The organism is Colwellia sp. BRX10-4 (genome assembly GCF_014077465.1).
GTDB lineage: Bacteria > Pseudomonadota > Gammaproteobacteria > Enterobacterales > Alteromonadaceae > Colwellia_A.
In genome coordinates, this window is record NZ_JACGVZ010000011.1 from 67,352 (window position 1) to 92,663 (window position 25,312).

A 25,312-nucleotide genomic window follows, 5' to 3' on the forward strand; every position below is an offset into this window, starting at 1 on the left:
TTTATTTATGCAGGTTTAACGTATTAACCTTATTTCTTATTAGGCCATAAAAAAGCAGCAATAGCAGGTAGGACCAGTACTGCAGCGATCATATTCACCAAGAACATGAAGGTTAAGAGTATTCCCATATCGACTTGAAATTTCAAATCTGACCAAAACCAGGTTGAAACGCCAATCGCTAAAGTAACACCGGTTATTAAGACTGCACTGCCTCGCTCTTTCAAAGCAAGTAAATAAGCTTCTTGAACTTGGTAACCCTCACGTAATTTTATACTCATCGTTGACAAGATATAAATACCGTAATCAACACCAATACCAACACCTAAAGCAATAACCGGAAGTGTAGAAACCGTTAGGCCAATATCAAGTGCAGTCATTAACCATTGCGCTAACGTTGACACGACATAAAGCGGCACGATAACGACAATCGTGGCACGCACACTTCTAAAGCTAATGAAACACAATAAAGTTACCGCGCCATAAACGTAAAGCATCATCGGCGTTTGCGCTTCAGCGACCGCTTCATTAGTCGCAGCCATAACACCAACAGGGCCTGAGGCAAGTTTAAACTTAACCTTGTCTGTTTCTAATGCTTGAGTAACAACTTTTACTTTATCAACAACTCGATTAATGGTTTCAGCTTTGTGATCTTCTAAGAAAAGAATCACGGGCATAACACTACAATCACTGTTCAATAGGCCACTTGTTGAAGGGATTCTGGCAATTGATTGCACTAATGTTTGTTGGTTGCGTGATAGAACACGCCATCTAGCATTACCTTCGTTATAACCAGCATTAACAATTTTAGCAACTGACGCTAAACTGATTGCTGATTGCACACCAACCGTATTTTCCATCTGCCATTGAAAGGTATCGATTAAGTCCATTGTCTCGTAAAAAGTACATGAATCAGCAGGGCTTTCGACGATCACTGACATATAGTCAACACTGATGGCATAACGGTCAGTAATTAAAAAAGTGTCTTGATTATAACGTGATGTCTCATGCAATGATGGAGCGCCCGCATGAAGCTCTCCTATTTTCATGTCTTGTGAGTAATAGTATCCAGCAGCATATAAAACAGCGGTTATAACAAGTATAACTGTTGCAATTCGCTTAGTGGCAAACGAAGACATTACATCCCAAACAGTGACTTTGTTCTTATCTGCTATTTCAGGCTCAACTTTAGGGACATGAATAAAAGAAACCAATAAAGGGAGTAAAATTAAATTGGTTAAAATAATCATAGCAACACCCAGAGATGCAGTGATAGCCAATTCACGAATAATACCTATATCAATAGAAAGTAACGTTAAGAAACCGACCGTATCAGACAGCAAGGCGATACCGCCTGGTATCAACAACAAGCGAAAGCTCATTTGCGCGGCTTCTTTGGATGTTGCTCCTTTACTAACCAATTTGGAGACCGAGTTAATCATTTGCACGCCATGGCTGACACCAATGGCAAACACTAAAAACGGCACTAGAATCGACATCGGATCGAGTCCAAACCCTAAGGTAGATAACATACCTAACTGCCAAACAACGGCAACCAACGAACATGCTATGGGTAAAAGGGTTAGAGAGATAGAACGACAAAACCAAAAAACCATCAGCGTAGTAATAACAATTGCAATGGCAAAGAAAGCAACAACGCCTTTCGCGCCCTCAGCAACATCGCCAACCATCTTACTAAAACCAATAATATGGATACTAATATTGTCTTTTTCGAATTTACCTCTAATTTGCTGCTCAAGTTGCTCAGCAATAACAAGTGTATCTAAGCGTGCGCCTGTTTGTGGGTCTGTATCCATTAAGGACGCTTTTACCATGGCACAACTGTAATCGTCGGCAACAATACTACCAACGATACCTGCTTTCTCAATATTTGCTTTAACAACGGCTAAACCTTGTGAATCAGGCTGAAAATTTGCTGGGATAACCGGACCACCGGCAAAACCGTCTTCAACAATTTCAACAAAACGGGTACTCGGTGAATACAATGATTTAACTTGAATACGGTCAACACCAGGAATGAAAAATAACTGATCATGAACACCCTTTAGCGCGCCAAAGAAAGATTCATTAAAAATATCTCCTTCTGTGTCACAAACTGAGATAAGCACGTTATTAGCGCCACCAAAGTTTTCTCGATATTCAAGATACGTTTTCATGTAGGTATGATTAAGGGGAATGTGCTTTTCAAAAGCCGCATCAAGCTTTATTTGGCTCGCTTGAAAAACAAGAAAAATACTGGCTAGTACGAAAGCAACAAGCACCATGACTCTTTTACGGAACATAGTGGCTTCGATAACATTAATAAGGGATTCTATTTTCATTTAATTTACTTCATCTGCTTCAGTGGAATTGGCGGTAAGCGTATTTATCGATTTACTTTTATTTTAACTGAGTCAGTGCAATAACTTTAAGACCAACTTCAGAAACGATGACTAACTGGTTATTAAACCAAACACCGCTAATTAACGCTTTACCGTCAGCTTGAATATTTAAAGAGAAGCTAGCGCCATCATCGTCACTTTTTAAAATAACACCATTATTTCCTAATACAAAAATACTACCGTTATCACCGAGCACTATCGAATTTAATAACGCTTGGGTATTGGTATTAATATGTTGCCAAGGTGTGCCACTTTTTAAACTGCGAAAAATATTACCGCGCAAACCAACAACTAATAAATTTCCTTGCTGAGTGCGAGCAATATCATTAAATGAACCTTGATATATTTTATCAAACGGCAACCATTTTTCGGCAAAATCATTGCTTTTAGCAATTAAACCTACTTCACCAACCATATAAAGCGTACGACCGTCTTTAAAGATACTATTAAAGTGGGCAAGTATACTGCCTTGTTCATCTAAATAAGCCTCTTCATCTTGTTCTTTTAATTCTTCTAAGTAAGCGAGATCTTCAGGGAATAGAAATTCACCATGAAATTCAAATGTCCAATTTTCACCGCCATCACTGGTGCGGTATTGCTGACCGTATGCGCCTATCGCTATGCCTTCATTTTTATCTTTAAACATAATATCGAGTAAAGGTTTTTGCTTAGCGGGTAAGTATTGTTGTACTTGCCAATTTTCGCCGCCATCACTAGAAAATAATATAGTTGCATCATGTCCGACAGCCCAACCATGAGTAGCATCAATAAAATAGACTGCCGTTAAGGTTGAACGAACGGGAACGTTAGCTTGACGCCATGTAATTGCGTCGTTTGAAAGTAAAATATGACCACGTTCACCTACAGCGACAAGCTGCTTATCGTTGATTTTAAAAATATCAAGCATAAGTGATTTACTGGCTAAAGGTGCTTGCATAGCAGGAAGTTGCTGTGAAAAAGCATTAAGGAAGAATAAAGCGCTAAAAAGGAAGGCCAACAGACGTTGCATAAAGAAGAATTCTCATTCGTTAATAATTATAGTGTTACTTTTATCACATCATCCATGACATTGTTAAAGTTTCTAATCTTTTGAAAGTATAACGGCTGAGCGTTGTCAGCCGTTATAAATGTTTAAAACCTAGCGGTTATCTGCGCCCTTCACGTCTTAATGCAGAAGAAGTAAATGATATATCATCTAACTCAGCTGAAAAGTCATACATTTTAGCTTCATTATCTAAGCCCATTGCTATATAGCGACGAGACTGTAAATCATGGAACACTTCAAGTGTAGACCATTGTGTAGGAACTTCGTAATAATTCAAACCATGAGCAACACCAACACGATATAACTCGTCACGGTTATCGTAAATATCGGTTACCGCAATTTGCCAGCTATCTTCATCGATAAAGAAAACACGTTTTTTGTAGGTATGACGCGTATCTGATTTTAAGTTAGCTTCGACAACCCATACACGATGTTTTTCATAACGAACATGTTCTGGATTAATATGACCTGGCATTAAAATATCCGCATATTTTAATGAGTCGCTGTGTAAACGATAATCATTGTAAGGGATCAATAGTTCCTGCTTCCCTTTCAATGTCCAGTTGTAACGGTTTGGTGCGCCGTTAAACATGTCAAAATCATCTGTTGTACGTAGTCCATCAGACGCTGTACCTGGCGTGTCATAAGCAACATTCGGTGCACGACGAACACGACGTTGTCCGGTGTTGTATGTCCAAGCTTGGCGTGGTGTTTGTATTTGGTTCATTGTTTCATGAACTAATAATGCGGTACCCGCTAAACGTGCTGGTTCAGTTACTTTTTGCTTAAACTTAAACAAAATATTGGTTTCTTTAAGTTTATCTGCTGAAGCACCTTTAACCCCATATGGGATCATTAGCTGATCGTCAAAACCTAAATAAGTATAATCACCAGAAGCGGTGGGAGCTGCTTGACCCCCTTCTCGTGTTAAAGATTCACCACGATAACGTAAAATGTGATTCCAAATAGCTTCTAAGCCATCTTGTGGTACCGGAAATGGGATACCAACAGCCGCGTTAACAATACCATTACCGCCTTCAACTAATTCTGTACGTCCGGCATTATCAATACTTGCTTGATAAACATGCTCAGGGTAAGAAGCTGAACGTCTTGATTGATAAACATTCATTTTATAAGTATCAGGGTATGTTTCAAATAACTTGATCTGACCCGGCGTTAACATGGCTTTATATTCACCGACATTAGCAGCAGTGATCGTGTATTTTACTTTGTCGGTAGAAAATGGGTCTATATGGTGATCACCAACAGTATAGCCAGCAGGAACAGAAGTAATACCACCGTTCCATGCAGGAATAGAACCGTCTTTATTGGCCGCACGCACTGCGCCAATAGGTGTTAATTCTTTACTTAACTTTGCGACCTCAGTCGATGAAACTTTAGCTAAAGTTGCTGTTGACACAATAGCCAAACTTACTGCAACTGAGGCTAATGTTAATTTTTTTAGTGAATTTTTCATAATATTGCTCATTAACTTAGCCCTTATATTGAATATTTAATGCTGAATGAAATGTAATCGCGATCTGCTATTTGATTGGTTGTACCTACGCCATCCCAAAAACCGTTATAGTTAATGTCTGCTGACCAGCGACTTTGGTAATTAAAGTTAATACCTAACGCCACAGACTTACGTTTTTCAACAAATAAGAATAATGGATCTGGTGTCGTACCTTTAACATCATGAGAGAAAACGACACGTGGTGAAATGTTAATACCAGCGATAACGTTATTAAAGTCTAACTTAGCAATTGCACGGTAACCCCAAGCAAATGCGTCTGGGAACGGGTTAGTTTCAACACCGTCCTGAACGGCCATTTCTAAACCTTCTTTACCGGCAATGCCACCGTTACGTGCAGTACCTGGACCATTTAGTCGTAATACGTCTTGGTCAGGCATGTCTTGCAGGTTAATACCACCCACTTCAATTAATGTTGTTAACTGGCTGGCACCAAATGAAGGACCCCAAAGATGTGTTAGCGTTGTTTGTGCTTGCAAAGTATCTGATAGAACAAAACCATCAGCATGTTCGCCGCCCTGGAATATTGGCATTTGAGAAATACCATCAAGCTCAGTGCGACCTTGATCATTCGCTAGTTGCTGTGGCATCGCCGCAAACAATAACTCAACATCGTCAATCTGCAACGGCTCATCTTGGCGGTAAGTAATTTCACCGGCAACAGAAGTTGTGCCTAAAACGGTATTAAAGCTCATCGCATAAACTTTAATGTCTTCTACATAATCAAGTTCTACACGAGAAAATGCTTTCAAATTTGTATAATTTTCTTCAGTAATAGCGCCTGAAAGTAACATACCAATATCATGGCCAATAGCTTCATTACTAAAATCAGCAGTAACACCAGCAAATATTGGGCGACGGCTATGGTAATTCATGTGGTAAAGACTGATTTCGGTGTCGTTGAAGTCAGGTAAAAACCATGATAAACGAAGACCATACTGACCACCATCTTCAGGTTCATTTTCTGCATCATCTTGACGAAGTGTAATTTTCGTTGGAAAAGCACCTAAATAGGCTGCGCCGATACTTTCAGGAGGAACAGCGCCAGCAGCAATAGCACCACTAAGAGTATTTAAACCTTCAATAAGATAATCTAAGTCCATATCAGGGTTACTACCAAAGCCTAACTGAACATTATTAAATTGACCACCGTCACCAGCAAAGTCATTAGTTGAGAAGTAGCTACCAGGTGCTGGTAACACTGTTTTTTCCCAGTTGTACTGGTAGAAGGCTTCAATATTGAAGTTCTCAGAAACACCGAGTGAACCCCAAATTGCACCGAAAGGTATAAAGGCTTCTTTTAATTCTGAACCAGGAGCACGAAGACGAGCGATATCAACAGGGTTTAACTCACTAATACCATGAGAGATTAACGTACTTTCACCCCAGCTAATCACTTGTTGGCCGACACGAACAGAAAGCGGCATGTCACCTACAACGAAATCACCATAAACGAAAGCATCAAGTAATCTTACGTCATTACATAATTGATCACTTGCTTCACCGTCACGACAAGGATCGTTTCTAACCTCTGATAAAGGATTAGTCCACGCTCGGTCGCCGTCACTCATTTCAAAATCATAGAAATACATGCCACGAACGAACAAACCAAAGTTTTCATAACGAACTTCTAGTTCATGTGAACCTTTGATTATCTGAGAAAAGCTATCACCGGCGTTATAGTTAAGGTTAGCGTTATCACCATTGGTTGAATAACCGCCTTTTCCATTCCATACCGTTGCTGGATCAGGATTTGGATTTAATGATGGATGATAATTACTAAAATCAAAACCATTATTAAAATTGTTTGATTTACCAACATTATCATTCCAGTTGCGATCTTCTACACGCCAACTTTGACCGTAACTAAATGTTGAATCAAAAGTAACGTCGAAGTTGCCTAATGTAAAATTTTCTGCTTGTGCTTGGCTTACTGTCGCTAAACAAACAAGCGCAGCGGTTATACTGGCAGCTAAAGGTTTTTTATAAAACCGATTGCGAGGGCTATATTTCATTTATTCTCTCCCCAGAGCGTGTAGATTATATTTTATTTTTATCATCGCTACTTACTATTTGAAATAAGTGGTCTAAAACAATAATTGCATCATTTTATCAATGGTGCAAGAGGTAAAAACAATTGATAATACCCCGTGTTTTAATGACTTCTAATCAATAAAAAGCGAATCAGACACCAGTGTTTTAAACAAGCGTTTAAAACAAAAAATTCTTCATATAGATTTTAACAAGTAGTTACTTGTATTAAGTGTTACAGCGAAACAGGCCAAGAGCCTTCAAACACATCAAATGGTCCGACCACTGTTTAAAGCTAATACTCTAATCATGCCATTTTTGTCACAGATAAAAATTTATTATTTTCAGTTTCTAGACAAAAAAGTCCCTTAATACCTGTAGATAATAAATATTTTCGCATATGCATTGCCGGAAATTGTACCCGCACTCCTTGAGTTGTAGTAACAACCATCTGCTGAGCTTTACCTTCATAATAAGGGAAAAACTCAGCAGTGGTCATATTTATTGAAAAGAAATATTTCATAAAAGAATTAGCTCGCTAAGGCCGCATCAAGTTTTTCTTTTAAGTCTTTTGATAAGTTTTTAAGTGTAGTCAACTTCTCTAATTCTGCTCGCATCAATTCCTGCCTAGATAAATCAAAAGATCTAAACTGAATTAAAGGTGTGATGAGCCTTGAAGCCACCTGTGGGTTTATTTCATTCAACAAAGCGATTTGCTCAGCGAGAAACTGATAACCCTGGCCTGACTGACAATGAAAATAACGCGGATTATTAACGCTGAAGCTACCCACTAATGAACGTGCTCGATTTGGATTCTTTAAGCTAAATAACGGGTGAGTGAGTAAGTTATCCAGTGAACTAAAAATATCTGCGCTACATTGTTGAGCCGCGATACTAAACCATTTATCCATGACTAATGATGTACTCTGCCATTTTTTTTCAAAATGCTGTAACTGCCCTGCTAAATCGGCTGAGTTGTTGTCAGCAGAGCAGACTAATGCTGCCAAAGTATCAGTCATGTTATCTGACGATTGATATTGTTCTACTACCTTGCTCTGTTGATGCTCAAGTAAAGAAAGGTAAGACAAACAAACATTTTTTAGTGCGCGTTGGCCAACTTCTTCACCGCCATATTTATAGGTAAAAGATTTATTGGCTGTAAAGGCTTTCTCAAAACTAGCGGTTAAGCCAGTCACTAAAAATAACTTCACTGCGGCAATAGCATTAACTACTTTGATGGGATCAACCTGTGCTATTTCTGCGACAACTTCGTCAAAACTAGGTGGTGATAATTGTTCGGCTTTAAAGGAATTATCGGTATTTGCGTCAAAAATAGCTTGATAAGTCGTTAATAAACTCTGTGGCAGAACAAAGCTACTGTCATCGACTAACGCTTTAATATAATTCAACATCAATTGCTGACCAGCGTCCCAACGACAAAACTCATCATCTGCAAAAGCCATAATGGTTGCCAGCTCTTTATCTGTTTGCTTAATCGTAAGCTTCACCGGCGCTGAAAAATCTGCCAATATCGCTAGCACAGGTTTAACAGCAAGATTGTCAAAGGTCCATGTTTGCTGCTCAGTGGTTAACTCAAGTAACTCACGTCGGATCACCTTATTGTTTTCGATAAGCTCAATAGCAACAGGAATATGTAATGCTTTACCCTCGCTACCATCTTTTTGATTTGGATTTTTCTGGGTCAAGGTTAATTGGTACTGTCCCTTTGAAAAAAGCTCATCTACAGATAATGTCGGCGTACCCGACTGATAGTACCAGCCTTTAAATAAATCAAGATCAACACCCGAAGCATCTGACATCGCGTTAATAAAGTCATCACAGGTCACGGCCATACCATCGAAGCGAGCAAAATATAAGTCCATGCCTTTTCTAAACTTAACTGCTCCTAATAAGGTGTTAATCATGCGGATGACTTCAGCACCTTTTTCATAAACGGTTAAGGTGTAGAAATTATTCATTTCTAGTACTTTTTCAGGGCGAATGGGATGAGCCATAGGTCCCGCATCTTCAGCGAACTGCTTTGAACGCAGCAATCTCACGTTTTTAATACGGTTTACTGCGGCACTGTGCATATCAGCGCTAAACTGCTGATCGCGAAATACTGTTAAACCTTCTTTGAGACTTAACTGGAACCAATCGCGGCAAGTTACCCGATTACCCGTCCAGTTGTGAAAGTATTCATGACCAATCACAGCTTCAATATTAAAGAAGTCAGTATCGGTGGCACTCTCATTATCTGCTAAAACAAATTTCGAATTAAAAACATTTAAGCCTTTATTTTCCATCGCCCCCATATTGAAGAAGTCGACGGCTACAATCATATAAATATCGAGGTCATAAACTAAACCAAAGGTTTCTTCATCCCAAAGCATCGATTTTTTTAGTGATGCCATCGCATGGTGAGCTTTAGGTAAGTTACCTTTATCAACAAATATTTCTAATGCTACGTCGCGTTTATCTTGGGTGGTAAAGGTATCAACAAGTAAGTCAAAATCACCGGCAACCACAGCAAATAAATAACAAGGTTTTGGATGAGGGTCATACCAACAAGTAAAATGCTTCCCTTGTGGTAAATCACCCGATTCAGTTTTATTGCCATTTGATAACAAATAAGGGTAACGCTTTTTATCAGCGATGACTTTGGTTGAAAAGATCGACATCACATCAGGGCGATCTAGGTAATAGGTTATACGTCTAAAACCCTCAGCTTCACATTGTGTACAAAAAGCGCCGCCCGACTTAAATAAGCCTTCAAGTGAAGTGTTATTAAGTGGGTCAATTTCAGTCACTATGGTTAATATAAATTCATCAGCACTAATATCTAGCGTTAACTGTGTGTCACTGACCTGATAATAACTTTCAGGTAAGTCTTGATGATCAATTTGTAGTGAAATAAGTTTCAATTGTTCGCCATCAAGCACTAATTGCTTAGCCTCTTTATTTTCACGTTTAATCGCCATAATGCTGGTTACTATGGTTGCCGTGTCAGCAAGTTCAAAGGTCAAATCGACGGTAGTAATATAAAAATTTGAAACTTGGTAATCAGATAAATAGCGCGCGGTAAAATCAGTCATGAGAGTTTCCTTTTTGAAAATATAAAGCCTGCAAAAACAGGCTTTATATTATGTCGATATCAAGCGTAAATAAAGGATGAATATCCTCTTTTTATCGCAATGTTCTTTGATGTTAGCTCTTTATTGCTTCATCACTGATTGTTGCTAACATTTTAATTTTAAAACCGGTGTAACCATAAATAATGGCAAGCACTGGATTAATTAAATTAAAAAAGCAATAAAAAATATAATCGTATGATGTTAATGCCAAAGCGCCAAACATAAAGGCACCACAAGTATTCCATGGAATTAACGGTGAAGTAATAGTACCTGAATCTTCTAACGTACGACTTAATAGTGTTGGATGAAAACCTCGGCGTTTAAATTCTGCTTTAAACATACGACCAGGCATAACTATCGCCATATATTGATCGGCTGTTATTAAATTAGTGCCAATACAAGTTGCAACAGTGCTGGCGATTAAACTTCCCGTTGATTTAGCTGTTGATAGGATGGCTTTAACAAATTTATTTAGCATACCTAAATGCTCTAGCACGGCACCAAAACTTAAGGCACACATTACCAACCAAATCGTGTTTAGCATACTCGACATACCGCCACGACTAAGCAACTCATCAATTTGTTTGTTGCCAGTATTAACCACTACGCCATCAAAAAATGCTGTCCAAACCACGGTTATATAGGCTTTAACGCCACTAACGCCTTCTGCAGCCATGTTTAAAATAAGCTCTTGCTGAAAAACTAACGCCCAAACAGCGCCAATTAAAGCACCAATCGCCACAGCAGGAAATGCCGGTACTTTTTTAAAGGCTAAATAAAGTAAGATAAAAAGTGGGATAAGATTAAATATAGAAATATTATAAGTTGCATCTAGTGTGGTCAGCAAGGCGTCAATACTTGCGGTGTCTCCAGTTACATTTGAAGAGTGATCAAAGCCAATAATAAGAAACAGCACCAAGGCTATGCTAATAGAAGGTATGGTGGTCCATAACATATATCGAATATGTTCAAATAATTCACTGCCTGCTACTGCAGGAGCAAGGTTAGTCGTTTCAGATAACGGCGATAATTTGTCACCAAAATAGGCACCTGAAATAACAGCACCTGCCGTAACCGCGGTCGACATTTCAAAACCGTTCGCAATGCCAATAAAGGCGACACCGACCGTTGCCGCTGTAGTCCAAGAACTGCCAATACTCATTGCGACAATACCACAAACTAAACAGGCAGCGGCGTAGAACCAACTAGGGTCAATAATTTGTAAGCCATAATAAACCATCGTAGGCACAGTACCAGACAGTAGCCAAGTTCCTATTAATGAGCCAACCGCTAACAGTATTAAAATTGCCCCCAAAGAAATAGAAATACCACCAACAATTGACTCTTCAATCGACTGCCACGAATAACCATTCTTGATACCAATCACAATCGCTATACCCATAGCGAGTAATAAAGCAATTTGATTAGGACCATAAGATGAGTTGTCAGCAAAATACCAAACAGCTGTTGTTAACATAACAACTAATGCAAAAATAGGAATTAACGCATCTAGCATGCTTGGTTCTTTGTGGGTGCTGATTACTACGGGTTGATTGTCTTTTTCTGGCTCTGTCATGTGCGATGCCGACCTTAAGTTTTTTATAGTTATAATTTTTAATGTTTATACCATTTTATTAACTCGTAATATTATTTTTCATTAGGAAAAATAATATTACGCTAATCAAATTGATATTAATCACAAACCCCTAAAAGTCAGGGTAACGCATATAGGCTAATCTATAGAGAAAATTGAGTTTAGCTTTTTACTTACATAAAAGCCGCAATTAAGCGGCTTTTATGAGTGGGTAATCATTATTTTTTAGCGACTTTACCCAGCGAGATTAAATCAAGAGTTATCTTAGCCGTTTCATCTAAAAATGGATCTAATTCTTCTAACTCATCGGGTAAGTCTTCAAGTGATTTTACTTTTTCTTTACCCATAACAACTAATCGTTCATTAACACGAATAAGTTGCTTCGCTTTTCGTTCTTCACGTTTTGTTTTACGTTCATCTAACTTAAGAGAAATAGTTTTATCATCTTTCTCTTTTTGATAAACCGCAATATCATCAAGTAAATAGTTAAATTCACGATTACCTTTAACACGTTCACTATGCAGTGAAGTGATGTACGTTAAGTCAGCCGATAAGTTACCTAGGGCTTGATATTTTGCTTTAGGGATTTGATCCCAAGGTAGCGCATTTTTCTCTCGACTTTCTCCCCAGTCTTCTGGGTCAACAGCCGTTGGAAAAGAAATATCGGGTAAAACACCTCTATGCTGAGTACTACCACCATTGATACGGTAAAACTTAGCGATGGTAAATTGAATACTACCTAATGGATTATCATAAAGGTCATAAACTCGCCCTAGCCCGCGATGTTGCTGAACAGTACCTTTACCAAAGGTATGTTCGCCAACGATTACCCCACGACCATAATCTTGAATCGCAGCGGCAAAAATTTCAGAAGCAGAAGCACTATATCTGTCAACCATTACGGTTAATGAGCCATCATAAGAACTGACACCATCATCATCACTATTAACTTGTACTCGGTTTGCACCATCACGTATCTGAACAACGGGGCCTTTATCAATAAATAAACCCGTTAATAATGTTGCTTCACGCAATGAACCACCGCCATTACCACGTAAATCAATAATAATACCAGCGACTTGTTCGGCTTTAAGTTTATCGAGTTCTTTGTTCACATCGCGCGATAAGTTATTATAAAAACTAGGTATAGTGATAATACCTAATTTTTTCGACTTTTCATCACCTTTAGTTTCAAAATACACTTCAGACTTTGCTGCTCTGTCTTCAAGGACTATTTTATCGCGAACAATCGTAACAACTTTAATAACGGCATCATCTTCTGCTTCCGCTGGCAAAATTTGCAAACGAACTTTGGTGCCCTTAGGTCCTTTGATGAGATCTACAACATCATCTAAACGCCAACCGATAACATCTTCAAATTTATCATCGTCTTGCGCAACACCAACGATTCGGTCTTTAGGTTTTACTTCTTTTGACTTGTCTGCTGGTCCACCAGGAACAACACTATTGATAACCGTATAGTCTTCTTCAGCTCTAAGTACCGCACCAATGCCTTCAAGAGACAGATTCATGTCCATTTGAAATTTTTCAGCATTTCTTGGTGATAAATAAGAGGTGTGAGGTTCAACAACGCGAGCAAAGCTATTCATGACGACTTGAAAAACATCTTCACTTTCACTTTGTTTTAATCTTTTAATCGCATAACGATAGCGTTTGCCTAAAACTTCTTGCACTTTAGGCCATTCTTTACCCGCTAAGGTTAAATTTAGGGCGTCGTACTTAACTTTTAAGCGCCATAACTCATTTAATTCTGCACTATCTTTTGGCCAATCAGCTTCTTCACGGTCGAAGTTATAAACTTCGTTTATGGTAAAGTCGAAAGCTTCTTTTTCTAAAAGGCTTAATGCATAGTCATAACGCTCGGCACGTCTTTGAAGGTTTAAGTTAAATATGTCATAGGCGATATCTAACTTACCACGAGAGATTATCTGATCAAATTCAAGACGATGCTTTTGAAAGTCTTCAATATCGGTCGCTAAAAAAACATTTCGAGCATAATCAAGTTGTTTTATATAACGGTCAAATATTTTTTCGGAAAGTGCATCATCCATGTCAACTTTCGAGTAATGGGCTCGAGTAAACTGCGCAGTAACGCGTTTACTCGATGCAGCATGCTGGCTTTCAGGAGCCAATATGGGTAGCGAGTCTACCTTATCAAGATTTTCGACAGCAAAGATGTTCATTGCTGATAGCGACAAAGAAACGGCAATTGCGATACGACAAATTTTTAGCATGCCCAAAACACTCCAATTTATTCAGTAAATATATTTTTAATTTGTGTCTTAACAACCATTCCTGAATTTAATTGTACACTCACATCTTTACCAGCAACTTCAGTGATAATAGCGTTCATAGGCGAGTTGCCTAATTTAACTTTAACGCTTTTACCAACAACGACTGCGCTGTCTTCAACAGGAACAAGTTTAACTTCTGCTTTAGTATGCGTCGATTTAGTTGATTTTACCGACTTAAACTTAGCTTGTTTTTCTTGCTTTGCTTCTAGGTTGTGAGCAGACGGTTTTGCTTCAGTAGGATTGTCTGACTTATTAAGCTTAGATCCTTTATAAGGCTTTTTGCTTGCTTTGTCGTGTTTGTTTTTGTTACCAAATTTGTCTTGGCTTTCTTTTAGTGTCTTACTGGCATAGTCAGCTTGCTCTTGATCTATCTCAGCAGAGTCATTGCCATCGATGTCAACACGAAAATTACCCAACTTAACCGCTTTCAAATAACGCCAGCTGCTAGTGTAATGTCTTAATGCTTGGCGTAAGCGAGTTTTACTTACAGTGCCATCTTCCGCTAAATTTGCAGACAAATCTTGAAAGATGCCGATTTTAAGCGCTTTAGCTGGACCATCAACCGAAAAACACTTAGGAAATTTATCCGCTAAATAAGCAATAATTTCCTTTGTGCTTAACCGCTTAACTTCAGTTTCTTGCTCTGCTGTTACCGGTGTTTGTAGTGCAACGTCAGTATCAACTGCAACGTCAGTAGTTACTTCAGTTTCAGTATTACTCATTTCTGTTTTGCTCACTTCGTTTACTATTTTAGTGTCCATAAATACAACTTTTTAAAATTTCTTAAATCTAAGAGGTTAAATCTTGAAGGTACTGTTCACGGTTATCCAACAAATGTTGGCACCAGTCATAAATATCTTCACTATCTATGTCAGGTAGTGATTCTTGGCAAATCCAAGTGTCCCAAACCAAAGATAATAATTGCGCTAATATCTCTGGTTCAATATCTTCTTCGGCTAAATCATAAATCAGATGATAAATTTCATTTATTCGTTCGGCAACGAATTCTTCTTGGCCATCCCAGTCACCGACAATACTTTCGCTAACGAGATAATCATGAATAACGATAATTTCTTTCATTAGTTTAACACGCCATGCTTGATGATCATATTTTCAAATAAATTAATTATTGCTTCCAAACCTTGTTGATCAATTTCATCAAAATGATCATAGGCTGTGCTATCTATATCAAGGACAGCAATGATATTGTCACCGACTTTTACCGGAATAACAATTTCTGAATTACTACTCGCATCGCAAGCAATGTGACCATCAAACGAATGAACGTCGGCAATACGTTGTGTGGTGCTTTGGCTGACTGCCGTGCCACAGACCCCTGTGCCAACAGGAATACGAATACAAGCCACTTTACCCTGAAAAGGCCCTAAAACTAGTTCATTATCAATTAAACGATAAAATCCAACCCAGTTTACTTGAGATAAGTGTTCAAACAGTAAAGCGCTAATATTTGCCATGTTAGCAATAACATCAGGTTCATCGCTGATTAAGGCATCAACTTGTTGGTAAAGTTCTTGATATAAATCATTTTTATTCATAAATACCGGTATTCTTATGTTTATCAAAGATAAGTGATGGTCAAAAAACGCATAACATAACCCGATAACCCGTGAAGTTAAAGCAATTATTACAGATTTTATGCACTTTTAACTTATATTGCTGCTAATTAGCTTAACTGCCGCTTTATTTCTCGGTTTTTATGGCAAAAGTAACATTCACTTGTGCCACAACATTATTTTCCGCTACTTGTGAATTAAAACCGGCGTTACTTCTACCGGCCATAACATAAGTGTTTGGAGTGTGATAAGCAGACTCGGTCAAATTTGAAACTTTACCTAAGGTAACGCCCATTTGCTTAGCAATAGTGGTGGCTTTTTGATGCGCATTTTTTAAGGCATTGATCAGCGCTTGTTGATACAAAACGTCAGCGTTTACTATTGAATTTTGCAAAGCAGAAATGCGATTAACACCAATTTTAACAACATTATCGAGTAATTGGTCATAGCGCGAAAAGTTGGTAAAAGTCACTTTTATGGTACGAGACACTTCAAAGTAAATTTTTTCTTGCTGAGCCACAGAGTTATCTGCTAATTGATTACGATGAATAACGGCCTTCGTGTTGTTATTTTCGCCTCCTTGATTAGACAATCTCTGATGAACTATTATCGCTGGCACATCAGCCCGTTTTTCATAGCGGGGAATTAATTCTAATCGAGCAGATTCAATAGCAGACTCAGCAATGCCCATTGATAAATACATTTGGGTCACTAACTGGCTTTTGTGGTCAACCAAAGCTTTAGCTTTGCTGGCAACATTGCCGCGTTGGCTAACCGTCACCGTAAAAGTAAACTTGTCAGGCTTTGCACTTACTGACCCTTTACCAATGACTTCAATCCCCTGAGTCGTGTATTGCTCTGCCGTGATAGGTAATGAGAACAAACTGATCATAATAACGAGTAGGTATTTCATCTTATCCCTCAATAGTGAATTATTTTTAAAAGGGTACATTAACTATTTTACGTCTATTGAATAGATTCAATAAATTGTTTTTGTTGTTCTTTATTTGCTTTATGCCACCAAAACCTTAATTTATTTAGAGCATCATCTGCTTTTTTAATATCGCTATTTTGTTTGTTATTTTTAGGCGTTTTTGCCAGCTGCATTTGATGTTCAGCAATTTTTTCAAAGGCTAAACCAGCTTCAAATTCAGTTAAACTTTGATTAAGCACAAAGATAGCGTCTTGTTGAACTGAGTTTTCATTAATAGACTTTATTTCAATGGTCGGAGATTGGGCAAATTTACGTGCGCTAACGCTGTCAGATATAACGGGCGTGACCATAATGTACTTCTGGTGGATGGTTTCTTTTAAAGTAAATAAAATAACTTGGGGAGCAGACTTTATCGTGACGTGGTCGTCATCATCATAATTTTCAAAAAGCTCGCTATATTGCACCACTAAAATATTTTCACCACGTTTGATATCAACAACAGTATTTCGGCTAAAGAAATCACTACTTGCCTTTTCACCATTAACTTTTATCAATTTATAAACATCAGGTACCACCAATTGTGCAGCAACAGCATTGTTGACAGTTATAAAACAAAAAAATAAACAAGCCAGTAAATTAACAGACCAAGGTGTCATCAGTAAAACCTACAAAAGAGAATTAACGTAAGCTTAGCTTATCGTTAATTCGTACTATTTGCGATTTAACTTGTGATAAATGCTGTTATTAATTCGCCTATTTTAAATACCTAACGAATAGCCCAGTGCTTGATGTCTTGTTCGGTTAAAAACTGTTCTGCATTTTCGCCCTGCATTTGAGCTAACGTCGCCAATATTCCCGCTTGAATGCATTGTGGTGCTGATACAGTCATTGACCGCGGCGCATGTTCAATTGGCCAACCCGTTTTAGCATTTAGAATATGGCTGTAACGTTGACCGTTTTTCTCTAAAAAGCGCTTTGCATCGCCACTCGTTGCCAGTGCCCCCTTAAATAATGACACGACTATGGTTTTTTTGTCGACAAAACCAGGGTGCTCTACTCCAACTTGCCACGGTTGACCATTCTTTCTTGATGAATTTGTCGCTAAATCGCCACCTAAATTCACCAATACGGGTTGTTGTGTTAATAAATTTATTAAGACTATAGCGCGATCAACCGCATACTCTTTACCAATACCACCGAAATCAATTTCCATATTTATCGGTAAAGTCACTTGGCGATTATCGTATTTTATTTTATACCAACCCACATTATCCATGGCCTTTTTAACCGCCAACGAAGTAGGAATATTATCAGAGCAATCAAAACACCAGACTTTTCTTAGCACGCCTGAGGTTATATCAAATATCCCATCGCTGAGTTGGTAACAAGTATCAGCAAAGTTTAATAAAGCAAAAGTCTCGTCGTCAATAGCGATGGGCTTACCCTGACTTTGATTTATCTGGCTACAAAGACTATCGGAGTTGTAACGGCTATACTTGTCTTCGATACGCCAAACTTCTGTACTGACTTGTTCACCAAGCTGTTTGGCAAGCGCGGGATCAGAGGTTTCAATAATCACCTCACACGGACTGGCCATAGCATCAAATTGAATACAGAATCCGTCTGAGCGTTTGGCCAGTTTTATTTCTCTAAGTTTATTCAATTGTCACCTTGGTAAAAAGATAAAGCCCTTATTTATGTGATTAAATAAGGGCTTGTATTATTTAGATTATTACTACACTTTAGAACGAATAGCTAACCTGCGCAATTATTGCATCAATGCTTTCATATATATCTATGTTAGCTAAAGCACTAGGCACTTTATGTCCGGCACTTTTTGGGTCTTGGCGATAATATTCAAGTCTAAAAGACAAATCATTACCATCTGCTAACTTCATACCATATTTTAAACCAACCGTATAAGCGGTCATTTCACCAATACGGTAATCGGCACTGGCAAACTCAGGTGTTGCATCATCTTCCATTAAGAAAGGTTGATAAAATTGGGCTGCGCCTTGTTGATAAAAACGAAAATGTGGCTCTAAATAGCTACCGTTACCTAACGGAATATAAAAGCGAGTATCTACCGTATGAGACTTTATATCCCAGTCATCCCACATATACCGATATGACACATCTAAAATAGTTTCATCAAAATGATATTTTGTTTGTGCAAAAACACTTTGTTTGGTCCGCTCATTAGGGCGATTCTCATATAAATAGTCTTGTGCAAGACCTTCGTTATTTAACAAACTTAAGACTTTAAAGGGATCCGTCAAATAGCCATCAACAACCGAATAGGAATAATTAAACTGTGTGACCATACGTCTATTAATGACTTGGGTAAAACCTACCATAATATCCGAGGTGGTTTTATCATCATCACTGCCCATTCGAGTGGCATCATGAGCACTTTCATCTTCACTATCATTATAAGCTAACTCCATAGAAGCAAAAGGCTTAGGTAAACCCCCTTCTGGTGTAAAGGTGTCTTGAAAATGACTTAAACCGAAAGAGATAGTCGAGTTCTTCTTATTGAAGTCATAAGCAATATTGCCATTGATCCCTAAAGATAAGTAATCATATTCTTTTGAAAGATGCCCACCGACACTGCCTGTAAAATTCGGCGCGAGTGCTTGCGTCCACTGAGCATTCAGCTGTACACGCGTATCATGAAAAGTGTCATCAAGGGGTGTTTCACCTGCTTTAACTTCATAATCTCCTTTACCCGAGGGTCTGGTAAACGTTTGAACATCGGGCTGAGCAACGGCGCCATTGGCTGAAGCCCCCGTTAATGCATCAACCGTTAACTTCAAATTTAAAATACTATCGTCGCTGTAAGTTTTTTTAGCATTAAAAACAGCTTCTGCTGCTGAAACACGATTAGCCTCACTGTAATATAAAAACGCGGAGTCAAAAGACCAAGTATCTTTATCTGCTGCTACTGATGATGGGGCAGCACTAACTTGAACACTGCCTAACAAAGCGGTAGTTGCTAAAGTTAACGCAGCCTTGAGGTTCTTTTTATTGATGGTTTTTTTCGATTTACTCTCGTTAATTAATTGCATCCACAACCTCCGCCACCGAAACTTTTACCTCCGCTTGACGCTTCTTTGCTGAAATAAATATGATCATCAAGTGCCGAATCAATTGGCGAAGATGTTAAGGCCATTTGCTCTTTTGCTAACAGATCACGTTCCCAAGGTTCGACACCTAAACTTGAGCAACCTGATGCCAAAGTTACCGCAGCAAAAACCAGTGAATATTTAAATTTATTGTTCATTGAAAACCTCATTATTCTCTTTATATTATTCGTTAGAGAGCAAGTAACTGTTGAATTTCTTGTTCGTATTGTGAAACTTTGTTGGTAAAAAAACCACTATGTGCGTATTTAATCTCACCTAACTTGTTGATGATCAAACTACTGGGCATCCCCTGAATTTTAAAAAAGCGCGCGAGCTCACCGTTAGGATCATAAATTACCGCAAAGTTTGCTGGGTTCTCTCGTAAAAATTCAGTGGCTAATTTTTGTTCCGTATCGAGGTTAATACTGATAACAGTAAAGCCTTGTGCTTGATGCTCATTCTGCATTTTATTCATCCACGGGAATGATTTACGACAAGGACCGCACCAAGATGATCAAAAATCTACATAAATAACATCACCATGGTGTTGAGCTATGAGGGTATCTAATTGCATTTTAGCTGAACTTTCAGATAGATTACTCGCTTGGGCATGACTCAGTAATGCTAAAGACGTTAGCATCAAAAGGAAAAAAAATTGCAATTTTTTAATAGCCACTCTTGCTGTTAGATAAGGATGTTGTGCGTTGAGTATGTTCACTGAAATACCATCAAGAAATATAATTGACGCTATCTTAGTTAAGTTTTTTTAAGGAAAGCTTAAGAAAAATTAAACAAACTTAATAATGACTTTTTAACGGTCATCGCCAAAAGTTATCACCGCTTTATTTTCCAACCACAAGGGGTATTGGGTCATCACTTTGCTGAACATCCGGCTTTGTAAATAGTTATTTAGCCATGCCCTAAGTTTCGGATACGGTGAATGTAAATACCATTGCCGCTCGACTTTTGAAAACTTACGAATAAAAGGCAATAAAGCGATATCGGCCAAACTGTTTTTGTCTGACATAAGAAATTCAGTGAGTTGTAGACGTTGCTCTAAATCGGCTATGTATTTTTCACACGCAGCTCTGTCACTGGCCAGTGAAGTTTCATGATAACGTTTTGCACACTGATATTTATCAAAACATTGTTTAAATTCATCATCAAATGTTGAAATTAACGATAATATTTCTGGTAATAAATCAGGTGTATCACTATGCAGAAGATTATCGGGATCGCTTTTATCTAATGCCCACAGCATAACCTCCAGACTTTCTTCAATCACCCGCGGCTCTCCCGTATCAAGTTCGGTGACTAAAACTGGGACCGTGCCTTTTGGTGATACCGCAATCATTTCATCGGGTTTATTGGTTAATACCAGGTCACGTAATGCAACTGTCTGTTTTGCATAATATATTGCGATTCTTGCGCGCATTGCATAAGGACAGTTTCTTAAGGAATAGAGTACAGGTAACGACGAGTTTGGCTTCATGGGCGTTTATTTATAGAAAATATAAAATAATAAGTTACTTTAACGGTATTCATTAAGGAAATATATCGGTAAAATCGCCACCTTTAAATTTAAGTGAAAATAAGTGACCCCATGGATCAAAAAATAGAGTTATTAGCACCCGGCGGTGATGTCGAAGCAATTAAAGCAGCGATTATTGCTGGAGCCGATGCCGTTTACTGTGGCCTAGATACTTTTAACGCCCGTAATCGTGCGACTAATATCTCCTTTGATCAACTTGTTGGCGTTATTCGTTTAGCTCATCAGTATCAATGTGAAATATTTTTAACCTTGAATGTGGTGATCTTAGAGCGTGAATTTGCTTCACTGGCTAAATTATTAACTAAACTTGCCAACACCACACTTGATGGTGTTATCGTGCAAGATATTGGCATGTTCTATCTGCTTACCCAGCATTTTCCAACCTTAGATATTCACGCATCAACGCAATTAACCACCCATAACGTGGGTCAAATACCTTTTTTGAAAAAACTCGGTGCATCACGAGTGAATTTATCAAGAGAGCTAGATTTACGTGAAATTACCGCAATGGCAGCAGCGGGTAAAGCGCACGATACCTTAACAGAAGTTTTTGTACATGGTTCACTCTGTGTTGCTTTCTCTGGTCTTTGTTATTCAACCTCAGCAAGTGTTGGCAATTCAGGAAATCGCGGTCGTTGTAGCCAAGCTTGTCGTGAAGAATATGAACCAACAGCAACCGGTAATAAATTCCCATTAAATATAAAAGATAACTCGGCTTTTTTTGATTTACCTGCGCTTATCGAAGCGGGTGTGCATTCCTTTAAAATTGAAGGACGTATAAAAGGTGCCAGCTACGTTCATACTGTTGTTGATAGCTTTCGCAAACAAATTGATGGTTTCCTTAAAACAGGTGAATTACTCGAAGATGGTGAACGCCTTTATAAAGTTTTTAACCGCGACTTCTCCAACGCCTTTTTACGTGGTGATTTAAATCAGTCAATGTTTATTGAAAACCCACGGGATAACTCTAAATACCATGCTGTTGATAAAAGTAATGCGATATCAGTTGTACAAATTCAAGAAGTTGAACAAAAACTTAATGATGAAAAACAGCTAATCAATGCCTCTGTTGACGATAAAATAAAACATTTAACCATTGGCAAGATACCGCTAACACTGGCTATTTCAGGTACATTAGATCAACCACTTACCTTGACCGTAACGACAAAAGAACTTTCTCAACAGCAAGCTTTTGTTGATGCTAAAGACAGCGATAAAGGGCTTGAGGTTAAAAGTTACGCGCTGAAGTCACAAAGCAACTTAGTAAAAAGTGGTAAACTGAGTATTGACAGAGAAACCCTTGAAAAGCGTTTTAAAAGCTTTAACAATGCCCATTTTGATTTGATTGAAATAATAACCGATGACTTAGAAGATGGCTTAAGCATTCCTTTTAAAGAATTAACGGTATTAAAAAATGAAGCCGCCTTTTTGTTGAATAACTCTAAAGCTGTGTTACCTGAGGTTCAATTACCTAAGTTAGCCAATCACCCTAAACATACCCCGACTGGTGATGCAAAAGCCGAGCTATCAATTCTTATTTGCGATGAAAGTGATGTTGAATTAGCAAAATTAACTTCGGCAGATATTTACTTTAAATTACCCGATGCATACAAACGCGGTTGTACTAAGTATGTCGGTTTTCTTATAGAAAACCCTCGCTTGATCCCTTGGTTTCCTTCAGTATTAATTGGCAAAGATTACGACGTTGCGGTCAATATTTTACAACAAGTAAAACCACAACTGATTGTAACCAATAACACGGGTATCGCTTATGAAGCGAACCGTTTGGGGATTCAGTGGATAGCAGGGCCTTTCTTAAATACGACTAACTCTTACGCTTTACTTGCAATGCAAGAAGGTTTTGATTGTAAAGGTGCGTTTATTTCTAACGAAATAAACCGTCAACAAATTAGAAATATTGCTCGTCCGGATAACTTCAAACTTTTCTACAGTATTTACCACCCTATTTTATTGATGGCCAGCCGACAATGTTTCTTCCAACAAAGTGTTGGCTGTGAAAAGCCACGCATTGATAACGGCTGTATGCTGTCGTGTGATAAATCAACCAGTATCACTAACTTGAAAGGTGTTTCGTTTGCTATCGATAAACAAAAAGCCGGCTATCCAAGTATTTATAATCAAGACCAGTTTTTAAATACTGAAATTATTGAAGACCTAAGTGATTTATTTGATGGCTTTATGATTGATCTGACTAACATTGGCTCAGGTGATAAAGAAACACCAGACAAAGCGTTATTAATTAGTCAATTTGAAGCATTACTTAACGGTAATATTAACGTACCTGAGACACTTAATATCATGGTACCTGAATCAACGAACAGCCAATATCATAACGGCTTATAAGATAATCGCGAGCAAATAATACCCAAACGATGCTTATAAAATAACTGCATGTTTATCACCAGACTAAGTCAGTAAACATGCAGGTTTTATCATTAAATAAGTTTAGTTGTTGGTATAACAGACTTTTGTTTTTGCGACATAATCATGCAGACAACGCTTTTCTTTACCAAAGATAAAGAGTGGATTAACCAGGCCTGAAATAATTTGACCACTAAAAGGAACAAGTGAAAGTAATTGCATCGGTATCATCCGCTTAACGTAAATGGTCGTTAAACTTGCCTTACTATCATCTAAATTTTCAATTCGAATAGACATGAAATTCTTGCCTATGGTTTGTCCATAATGGTAAAGCAGGTAACCATGTAAGACAAGGCCAGCAATAAGTCCATAAGCAAGTAACATCACTGTTAAAGAAAAAGTGGGTTCTGCTAATTTATTAAAACCGACAGTGATAAAAATAGGTACAGCGGCAAATATACCAATAAGACCATCAATTAATGCCGCATAAAAACGGTCTAAGCGTGTTGCTTTTTCACCCACTCTTTTCACATTTTTTTCTACTGCCGGCTCAGCGACAGTTTGCTCGACTGTTACAGGTATAGGTTTAGTCTCAATGACACTTTGCTCATCTGCTTCAGATACAGGTGCAGGTGCAGTCTCAACGACAGTTTGCTCAACTGCTACAGTTACAGGTGCAGGTTCAGGTTCAACAACTGTTTTCTCAGCGATTAACTTATTAATTTCTGCAGCTCGTTCTGGGTATTGCTCACTGTCGATTTGTTCTGCTGCTGAGTATAATTCTTCTAAGGTATATGACGTAAAATCGATTATTGGATCCATGTAGACTATGCTTCCTTTTTAAAAAGATGAATTGGCTTGTGTTAAGAACTCACGTTCTTCTTGACTAGACTTCCTGTTAAGGATTTTATTGCGGTGCGGATAACGGCCAAATTTTTCAATGATTATTTTATGTTTATTTTCAAAATCGATACTTGAAGCAACACCATTCTGGACAAAGAGCTTAACAGCGATATCATGTATCACTAAAGACTCACTGTGCATAAACGGCATATACAAAAAATTTCTTTCTAAAGGATTTAACTCTTGGTCAGCGCCAGCGGCTATCGCTTCTTGGGCAAGCGCTAAAGCTAAGGGGTCACAAGCAAAAGCACTTGGCGTATCACGATACATATTTCTAGAAAACTGATCTAAAATAATAATTTCAGCAAGTCGTCCTTTAGCTGTAAGTCGCCATTTGAATAACTCACCACTATTTGCCGCCAGATGCACAGCCGAAAACTTGCTAATAATGCACTGATCAAACGCGAGGTCTTTTAGCCACCACTGTGATTGATCAATTTCTGTAAACCAAAAATTTAAAACGTCATCTGCATTCATTTACCTAACCTCAATAGCTGTAATCAATCTATCGGCTAAGCACCTTTATTTAAAGGTCACTTTACCACCAATCATTTTAAAGGCCGGCATACCCCGAATTAACATCTCCCTAGCAAAAATACTCGCACAGCTTGGGCACACACAAGGTGTTATGGTAAAATTTTTAACTATCCGAGCTTTAAAGCATTTAACTAATGCCCCCTTACCGCCTTTTTTGTATTTATACAGCGGTGCTCGGCACTTACTGCAATAAATATCAACAGACTTTTCAGGGGCTTTTTTATTGGGCTTAGCCATCAATAACCGTTACTAA

Annotated in this window: 22 protein-coding genes and 1 pseudogene; 1 reads left to right on the forward strand and 22 read right to left on the reverse strand. The window is 38.2% G+C overall.

Annotated elements, in window-relative coordinates; genetic code table 11:
* Positions 1 to 29: 29 nt before the first annotated feature.
* The 19 genes and pseudogenes from H4J67_RS10615 to H4J67_RS10700 all read right to left on the reverse strand — a co-directional run bounded on the left by H4J67_RS10615 (position 30) and on the right by H4J67_RS10700 (position 21,177).
* Complete coding sequence (locus H4J67_RS10615; protein ID WP_182170165.1) at positions 30 to 2,339, reverse strand: RND family transporter; 2,310 nt, start codon at positions 2,337 to 2,339, stop codon at positions 30 to 32.
* Between the two features lie 58 nt (positions 2,340 to 2,397).
* Positions 2,398 to 3,408, reverse strand: a complete 1,011-nt coding sequence (locus tag H4J67_RS10620) for a YCF48-related protein (protein WP_182170162.1) — start codon at positions 3,406 to 3,408, stop codon at positions 2,398 to 2,400.
* A 136-nt stretch (positions 3,409 to 3,544) separates the two neighbouring features.
* Positions 3,545 to 4,921 (reverse strand): DUF1329 domain-containing protein, encoded by a 1,377-nt coding sequence (locus tag H4J67_RS10625; protein WP_182170159.1) that lies wholly within the window; start codon positions 4,919 to 4,921, stop codon positions 3,545 to 3,547.
* Positions 4,922 to 4,944: 23 nt separating this feature from the next.
* The gene (locus H4J67_RS10630) at positions 4,945 to 6,993 is read right to left on the reverse strand and encodes a DUF1302 domain-containing protein (RefSeq protein ID WP_182170156.1); all 2,049 of its coding nucleotides are present in this window, start codon (positions 6,991 to 6,993) and stop codon (positions 4,945 to 4,947) included.
* Between the two features lie 323 nt (positions 6,994 to 7,316).
* Positions 7,317 to 7,532 carry a DUF2835 family protein gene (locus tag H4J67_RS10635; RefSeq protein ID WP_182170154.1) on the reverse strand — a complete coding sequence of 72 codons (216 nt, stop codon included), beginning with the start codon at positions 7,530 to 7,532 and terminating at the stop codon, positions 7,317 to 7,319.
* 7 nt (positions 7,533 to 7,539) lie between these two features.
* A complete protein-coding gene (gene pepN, locus H4J67_RS10640; protein ID WP_182170151.1) occupies positions 7,540 to 10,104 on the reverse strand; it encodes an aminopeptidase N in 2,565 nt (854 codons plus the stop codon).
* A 112-nt stretch (positions 10,105 to 10,216) separates the two neighbouring features.
* On the reverse strand, positions 10,217 to 11,752 hold the full coding sequence (gene nhaC, locus H4J67_RS10645) for a Na+/H+ antiporter NhaC (RefSeq protein ID WP_404842790.1): 1,536 nt from the start codon (positions 11,750 to 11,752) through the stop codon (positions 10,217 to 10,219).
* A 203-nt stretch (positions 11,753 to 11,955) separates the two neighbouring features.
* Positions 11,956 to 13,992, reverse strand: a complete 2,037-nt coding sequence (gene prc, locus H4J67_RS10650) for a carboxy terminal-processing peptidase (protein ID WP_182170145.1) — start codon at positions 13,990 to 13,992, stop codon at positions 11,956 to 11,958.
* Positions 13,993 to 14,009: 17 nt separating this feature from the next.
* Positions 14,010 to 14,813 (reverse strand): RNA chaperone ProQ, encoded by an 804-nt coding sequence (proQ, locus tag H4J67_RS10655; protein ID WP_231907384.1) that lies wholly within the window; start codon positions 14,811 to 14,813, stop codon positions 14,010 to 14,012.
* Between the two features lie 28 nt (positions 14,814 to 14,841).
* Positions 14,842 to 15,132 carry a hypothetical protein gene (locus H4J67_RS10660; RefSeq protein ID WP_070376584.1) on the reverse strand — a complete coding sequence of 97 codons (291 nt, stop codon included), beginning with the start codon at positions 15,130 to 15,132 and terminating at the stop codon, positions 14,842 to 14,844.
* Positions 15,132 to 15,608: a GAF domain-containing protein gene (locus tag H4J67_RS10665; RefSeq protein WP_182170142.1), complete on the reverse strand. Its 477-nt coding sequence runs from the start codon at positions 15,606 to 15,608 to the stop codon at positions 15,132 to 15,134. The genes H4J67_RS10660 and H4J67_RS10665 overlap by 1 nt, the downstream gene beginning before the upstream one ends.
* Before the next feature lie 145 nt (positions 15,609 to 15,753).
* Positions 15,754 to 16,539 (reverse strand): SIMPL domain-containing protein, encoded by a 786-nt coding sequence (locus tag H4J67_RS10670; protein ID WP_182170139.1) that lies wholly within the window; start codon positions 16,537 to 16,539, stop codon positions 15,754 to 15,756.
* A gap of 53 nt (positions 16,540 to 16,592) precedes the next feature.
* Positions 16,593 to 17,216 (reverse strand): DUF2057 family protein, encoded by a 624-nt coding sequence (locus tag H4J67_RS10675; RefSeq protein ID WP_182170136.1) that lies wholly within the window; start codon positions 17,214 to 17,216, stop codon positions 16,593 to 16,595.
* A gap of 110 nt (positions 17,217 to 17,326) precedes the next feature.
* The gene (locus H4J67_RS10680; RefSeq protein ID WP_259368563.1) at positions 17,327 to 18,223 is read right to left on the reverse strand and encodes an FAD:protein FMN transferase; all 897 of its coding nucleotides are present in this window, start codon (positions 18,221 to 18,223) and stop codon (positions 17,327 to 17,329) included.
* 79 nt (positions 18,224 to 18,302) lie between these two features.
* Positions 18,303 to 19,628 (reverse strand): DUF3570 domain-containing protein, encoded by a 1,326-nt coding sequence (locus H4J67_RS10685; RefSeq protein ID WP_182203692.1) that lies wholly within the window; start codon positions 19,626 to 19,628, stop codon positions 18,303 to 18,305.
* Positions 19,619 to 19,843: a DUF4266 domain-containing protein gene (locus H4J67_RS10690; protein ID WP_070376578.1), complete on the reverse strand. Its 225-nt coding sequence runs from the start codon at positions 19,841 to 19,843 to the stop codon at positions 19,619 to 19,621. Before H4J67_RS10690 ends, H4J67_RS10685 begins: the two co-directional genes overlap by 10 nt.
* A gap of 32 nt (positions 19,844 to 19,875) precedes the next feature.
* Positions 19,876 to 20,187, reverse strand: a pseudogene (locus tag H4J67_RS10695) (TlpA disulfide reductase family protein); the annotation flags it as partial.
* A 12-nt stretch (positions 20,188 to 20,199) separates the two neighbouring features.
* Positions 20,200 to 20,403, reverse strand: coding sequence for a hypothetical protein (locus H4J67_RS20585; protein ID WP_259368564.1), 204 nt, complete (start codon positions 20,401 to 20,403; stop codon positions 20,200 to 20,202).
* 93 nt (positions 20,404 to 20,496) lie between these two features.
* Positions 20,497 to 21,177 carry a glutathione S-transferase gene (locus H4J67_RS10700; protein ID WP_182170130.1) on the reverse strand — a complete coding sequence of 227 codons (681 nt, stop codon included), beginning with the start codon at positions 21,175 to 21,177 and terminating at the stop codon, positions 20,497 to 20,499.
* A gap of 111 nt (positions 21,178 to 21,288) precedes the next feature.
* Here H4J67_RS10700 and H4J67_RS10705 point away from each other — a divergent pair, with 111 nt between their 5' ends.
* On the forward strand, positions 21,289 to 23,601 hold the full coding sequence (locus H4J67_RS10705) for a peptidase U32 family protein (protein WP_182203694.1): 2,313 nt from the start codon (positions 21,289 to 21,291) through the stop codon (positions 23,599 to 23,601).
* A gap of 102 nt (positions 23,602 to 23,703) precedes the next feature.
* Here the strand turns inward: H4J67_RS10705 and H4J67_RS20590 are convergent, their stop codons facing one another.
* From H4J67_RS20590 to H4J67_RS10720, 3 genes are read right to left on the reverse strand one after another with little or no spacing between them, the layout of a single operon-like run.
* A complete protein-coding gene (locus H4J67_RS20590; RefSeq protein ID WP_259368565.1) occupies positions 23,704 to 24,441 on the reverse strand; it encodes an RDD family protein in 738 nt (245 codons plus the stop codon).
* An 18-nt stretch (positions 24,442 to 24,459) separates the two neighbouring features.
* The gene (locus tag H4J67_RS10715) at positions 24,460 to 24,999 is read right to left on the reverse strand and encodes a DUF924 family protein (protein ID WP_182170124.1); all 540 of its coding nucleotides are present in this window, start codon (positions 24,997 to 24,999) and stop codon (positions 24,460 to 24,462) included.
* 45 nt (positions 25,000 to 25,044) lie between these two features.
* Positions 25,045 to 25,296, reverse strand: coding sequence for a hypothetical protein (locus tag H4J67_RS10720; protein WP_070376573.1), 252 nt, complete (start codon positions 25,294 to 25,296; stop codon positions 25,045 to 25,047).
* Positions 25,297 to 25,312 lie beyond the last annotated feature (16 nt).

Coding starts and splice junctions, on each gene's coding strand:
- H4J67_RS10615 (WP_182170165.1), bottom strand. CDS start 2,339: ATGAAAATAGAATCCCTTATTAATGTTATCGAAGCCACTATGTTCCGT.
- H4J67_RS10620 (WP_182170162.1), bottom strand. CDS start 3,408: ATGCAACGTCTGTTGGCCTTCCTTTTTAGCGCTTTATTCTTCCTTAAT.
- H4J67_RS10625 (WP_182170159.1), bottom strand. CDS start 4,921: ATGAAAAATTCACTAAAAAAATTAACATTAGCCTCAGTTGCAGTAAGT.
- H4J67_RS10630 (WP_182170156.1), bottom strand. CDS start 6,993: ATGAAATATAGCCCTCGCAATCGGTTTTATAAAAAACCTTTAGCTGCC.
- H4J67_RS10635 (WP_182170154.1), bottom strand. CDS start 7,532: ATGAAATATTTCTTTTCAATAAATATGACCACTGCTGAGTTTTTCCCT.
- pepN (WP_182170151.1), bottom strand. CDS start 10,104: ATGACTGATTTTACCGCGCGCTATTTATCTGATTACCAAGTTTCAAAT.
- prc (WP_182170145.1), bottom strand. CDS start 13,992: ATGCTAAAAATTTGTCGTATCGCAATTGCCGTTTCTTTGTCGCTATCA.
- proQ (WP_231907384.1), bottom strand. CDS start 14,813: ATGGACACTAAAATAGTAAACGAAGTGAGCAAAACAGAAATGAGTAAT.
- H4J67_RS10660 (WP_070376584.1), bottom strand. CDS start 15,132: ATGAAAGAAATTATCGTTATTCATGATTATCTCGTTAGCGAAAGTATT.
- H4J67_RS10665 (WP_182170142.1), bottom strand. CDS start 15,608: ATGAATAAAAATGATTTATATCAAGAACTTTACCAACAAGTTGATGCC.
- H4J67_RS10670 (WP_182170139.1), bottom strand. CDS start 16,539: ATGAAATACCTACTCGTTATTATGATCAGTTTGTTCTCATTACCTATC.
- H4J67_RS10675 (WP_182170136.1), bottom strand. CDS start 17,216: ATGACACCTTGGTCTGTTAATTTACTGGCTTGTTTATTTTTTTGTTTT.
- H4J67_RS10685 (WP_182203692.1), bottom strand. CDS start 19,628: ATGCAATTAATTAACGAGAGTAAATCGAAAAAAACCATCAATAAAAAG.
- H4J67_RS10690 (WP_070376578.1), bottom strand. CDS start 19,843: ATGAACAATAAATTTAAATATTCACTGGTTTTTGCTGCGGTAACTTTG.
- H4J67_RS10700 (WP_182170130.1), bottom strand. CDS start 21,177: ATGAAGCCAAACTCGTCGTTACCTGTACTCTATTCCTTAAGAAACTGT.
- H4J67_RS10705 (WP_182203694.1), top strand. CDS start 21,289: ATGGATCAAAAAATAGAGTTATTAGCACCCGGCGGTGATGTCGAAGCA.
- H4J67_RS20590 (WP_259368565.1), bottom strand. CDS start 24,441: ATGGATCCAATAATCGATTTTACGTCATATACCTTAGAAGAATTATAC.
- H4J67_RS10715 (WP_182170124.1), bottom strand. CDS start 24,999: ATGAATGCAGATGACGTTTTAAATTTTTGGTTTACAGAAATTGATCAA.
- H4J67_RS10720 (WP_070376573.1), bottom strand. CDS start 25,296: ATGGCTAAGCCCAATAAAAAAGCCCCTGAAAAGTCTGTTGATATTTAT.